The sequence below is a fragment of the Gardnerella sp. 26-12 genome, from assembly GCF_001660745.1.
Lineage (GTDB): Bacteria > Actinomycetota > Actinomycetes > Actinomycetales > Bifidobacteriaceae > Bifidobacterium > Bifidobacterium swidsinskii.
In genome coordinates, this window is record NZ_LWSR01000121.1 from 1 (window position 1) to 3,954 (window position 3,954).

The window sequence follows — 3,954 nt, forward strand, 5'->3', positions numbered from 1 at the left end:
AATTGTAACTATTAAAGCACACTTATTTTTTCTTCTAACGACAGTTAGCTTTAATTGTTGCAGACTTAGAACAAATACCAAATTAATAAATCGATATAGGTCACAGTCAGTGGCTATTTTAGTAGATTATGCAGACACTTTATGTTTTGTTAAATGACATGCGCAAACAAGTAAAACGCAGTATTGCCAGAGCACTCGTGCTTCTTATATGCGTTTTAATATCTCCACTGCTAACAGCCTGTGGAACATTACAAAACATTCACGTCGAGCATACAGTTCACACAGCAGCTCCAGAAAATGCATGTGCTAAAGCATACAGACTTGCGCAAAAAAAGCAGCGCGAAATCAAAAAGAACCAAAACGACACATCCATTAAGGATTTTGAAACCGCAGCAAAATATTGGAAAACTGTCGCTCAGCAATGCCCAGGAAGATTAAGCGAAAGCATTATATACAGCACGCAAGCTCAATGGGAAATGCTTTCGAAGAAAAATAGTAACGAAAATTCAAATAATGTAAGCAATAAAAGCGGAAACGAAAGCTCAGAAAATACAAAAACTACAACAGCGCAACAAATGGAGCACGATTCATACGCGAATCTTATAGAAGTAATAAATCATTACAAAAACTTCAAATGGACACATCAACCCTTAGCTCAAGCTGCAGAAGCTGAAGACAAACTTGCTTTTATTTTACAAACACTAGCAGCGAGAAAAGAGCAAAATATAGCATTGGAATACAGCGATATGGCGTCGACAAACGCTCAAACTCTTATGCGAGTTGCAGGAGAAGGAACAGACTTGCGCAAAAAAGTTTACGATATTCCTCAAGAGGCGTTAGAAAGCGGAAAAACACATGATTCAGCAAGCGGAAAAGATCTGTCGATTACCGCTATAGCTTATATGGATTGCGCTAGAGAAGAGCTAGCTGCTTTTAATCAAATAATAACTATTACGTCAAAAAATAATAATGCATCCGAGAATAACGTTACTGCAAAAAGCGATGATAACGATTCTGTAATGCGCGCTCAACAAACTCTTAAAAATGCAACTGTGCAATTAATCACATCTAGACTGCTAAGAGCTTATGAACTTGGGTATCCTACTGATACGAAGCTTATTTTGAAGTAAAACTTAACCTTGGGGCTTTTAGCCTATAGGGCATTCCCCTTTACACACAAAATAGGACTCGACTTCAAACGCGAGAGAAAGTTCGCACGGATTACGATCGCTTACGAAGTTCGGCGAATTAAAAAAGCCTAAAGCAAAAACAACCACACTAATCTGCCCTGCCTGCGTCAATCGAGACGCAGGCAGACCTCGCTTTCACTGAAAGTGCACTGCACTTTCAGTTTTGAGAAAGCTCGTCAGAATAAAAAAGCTTCAAGCGCGAAATACGGCAACACAAACCTAACACACTACGTTAAACACACTAGCCCACACTTTCTGTGTCTTTATTGACGCAGAAAGACCTCGCTTGCGTTGGAAGCACACTGTGCTTCCAACCTGAGCAAGCTCGGCGAATTAAAAAGCCTAAAGCAATTTTTACATGCTTTAGGCTTGGTTAATTCGCGGATGAAGCGAGATTCGAACTCGCGGAGGATTTTACCCTCACACGCTTTCGAGGCGTGCTCCTTAGACCGCTCGGACATTCATCCACTTACGATTTGTCGCACTGAAAGCGCATACAAACGCAACTTTTCAATTGTAAACCATGCCACGAATATAAATTTATGGCGAGTTGAAACGTTATAACTCAGACGAATCACGGCGAGCGCGAATTTTTTCAGCGCGAGAAGCAAGCTCCTCATCAGGAGGATAAGCTACATATTCCAATGTCAATCCATGAGGATCAATTGGACCCGTCGAGCCTTCACGAAGAGGAACATTGATCTTTTCCTCAAACCAATCAAAAGAACGCTTACCACGCCCAATCTGCACGCAAGCTTGCACAAGAGAACGCACCATATTGTGCGCAAAAGCATCAGCAACAATAGTAAATTCAAGCAAACCCTGCTCAACAGGCGGCACGCATCCAGTTTTAAGCTTAACGCGCACGTCATTAGCACGCGTTCCCACGCGTTCCCAACAGGCACTTTTTACATCGCGAATAGTAGTACCTCCAGGATTAGGGCGCGCAAAAGATCCAAAATCGTGAAGGCCAATCATAAGCCTCGCAGCCTGGTTCATTGCATCAACATCCAAAACATCATCAAGTTTCAAAACAAAACCGCGCATACGAGGGTCATAATCACAATAATCAGAAGCGTCGCAAATACGATATACATACGTGCGCTCTAACGCAGAAAAGCGTGCATCAAAACCAATGGGCGCAACGCTAACCTTATGCAACGAAATATCTTGTGGCAAAACATGCTTAAGCCTGTACTCGAGCGCGCAAACACCGTCCAATCCGGTATGACCTACGCATCGCAATAAAGTTTCTTCACAAACATCAAGATGACAAACCTGATGCGACGCATGCACACCCGTATCCGTACGACCAGCCACAGTAAGGCGCAGCGGCTCAGCAACATCCCCTTCTGGCACACGCAATACTGTGTGCAAAGCCCCCTCAATTTCACCCTGCACAGTTCGCAAAGTAGGCTGCTTAGCCCAACCGTAAAATCCGCCACCATCGTAAGCTAAATCTAAGCGAAGTCGCATTCAAAACCTTTCCAAACAGACTTTACACTAGCTTTTCTTATCCGAAGAGCTGCCGCCCGCAAGCGCAAAAGCACTCATAACACTACGAATAAGCTCATAAGTTTTTGAATCAATGTGCATTGTAATCTTCAATAATTTAGGAACAACATCCGACCAATGCGAAGATATTTCATCAAAAGTTGAGTAACCTAAACTGCTAAAAATGCTGTAAACGCTGTCAATTCTGCGCTTTCGCTCCTCAAATGGCAGATTCATCATCCACTCGTTTGTAGCCTTAGAAATAGCCAGAGCGCGCGGAGTTACGCAATCACAGTAGTCAAAATCACCATTTTTAACCTGCCAATACATGCCAAGATGTTGCATTAATCCAATCGAATCGGCAAATGTAACCTTATACGGCACTCCCGTATCCATAATCAATCCAATAAAGGCAGACTGCGGAACTACTTTTTCAATACGACTTGAAACATTCGCAAAAACGCTTGTGTCCACTACATCAGACGCAAAACCAGGTCCGTCCATAGAATAAATTTTTGATACAAAATCACCTAATTTTTGACTTGTAGCATCTAAGCGCATAGCCGCATAAGCAGCCATGTTCCCACCTTTTGAATGACCGACAACAATAATATTTGGATTATTATTTTGCAAGTCTACGGAAGATTTTGAAAAGCGGGCAAAAAGTTTGTTCGCAAAAATTTTATTAAAGAAGTTTTTATTAGGATAACGTTTGCTATATCTTTGCGCTACAGAAGTCAAATATTCAGCAGCAGATTCTTGCGCTGGCACTGGGCAGCGGAAAGCCATGTTGAAATCTTCTTTCCACCCAACAAGCGTACTGTCAGTGCCGCGATACGCAACAACAAGAGTATGAGGATTATCAATCCCCTCGCAATTGCTAAGATCAAAAGTAACTCCAGCAAACTGCTGCTCTAATGATTCGTCAATATTTGATTCATCAAACCTCTCAAGATACTCCCCTACGCGAATTCCCCTATACCTAGGGCTGGAAGCGACAGCAAGAAGCAGCTTCCTACGGAATTTATCTACTTTAGGAGACCCAGAAGCAAACATTGACGAATATTCTTCTATTCTAAGCAATTCGTTAATAGATACAGTAGAAATATTCTTTGGATTATCGCAATATTTTGGCACGTACGTTGGCATATTTATATAAGATAGCTCGCACAAAATCAGCGCATCTACGGCATTAAACTTGCGCTGAGCGAAGGTAGAGAAATCGTTGCGCAACAAATCAATAACATTCGACATAATTCAATAATAATAC

At 41.8% G+C, this 3,954-nt stretch carries 3 protein-coding genes and 1 tRNA gene; 1 reads left to right on the forward strand and 3 read right to left on the reverse strand.

Going from position 1 to position 3,954, the window contains the following annotated elements:
- Window positions 1-128 precede the first annotated feature (128 nt).
- Window positions 129-1,130 carry a hypothetical protein gene (locus A5295_RS05605; RefSeq protein WP_064622096.1) on the forward strand — a complete coding sequence of 334 codons (1,002 nt, stop codon included), beginning with the start codon at window positions 129-131 and terminating at the stop codon, window positions 1,128-1,130.
- A gap of 441 nt (window positions 1,131-1,571) precedes the next feature.
- On the opposite strand, the gene A5295_RS05610 is transcribed toward A5295_RS05605, so the two are convergent.
- From A5295_RS05610 to A5295_RS05620, 3 genes are all read right to left on the reverse strand, one after another.
- Window positions 1,572-1,657, reverse strand: a tRNA-Ser gene (locus A5295_RS05610).
- Between the two features lie 91 nt (window positions 1,658-1,748).
- Window positions 1,749-2,666: a tRNA pseudouridine(38-40) synthase TruA gene (locus A5295_RS05615; RefSeq protein WP_064622099.1), complete on the reverse strand. Its 918-nt coding sequence runs from the start codon at window positions 2,664-2,666 to the stop codon at window positions 1,749-1,751.
- A 27-nt stretch (window positions 2,667-2,693) separates the two neighbouring features.
- Window positions 2,694-3,938 (reverse strand): Mbeg1-like protein, encoded by a 1,245-nt coding sequence (locus A5295_RS05620; RefSeq protein ID WP_064622102.1) that lies wholly within the window; start codon window positions 3,936-3,938, stop codon window positions 2,694-2,696.
- Window positions 3,939-3,954 lie beyond the last annotated feature (16 nt).

Bases quoted from the DNA above. Each gene is read 5' to 3' on its own strand.
- A5295_RS05615 (WP_064622099.1), bottom strand. From the start codon at position 2,666: ATGCGACTTCGCTTAGATTTAGCTTACGATGGTGGCGGATTTTACGGT.
- A5295_RS05605 (WP_064622096.1), top strand. From the start codon at position 129: ATGCAGACACTTTATGTTTTGTTAAATGACATGCGCAAACAAGTAAAA.
- A5295_RS05620 (WP_064622102.1), bottom strand. From the start codon at position 3,938: ATGTCGAATGTTATTGATTTGTTGCGCAACGATTTCTCTACCTTCGCT.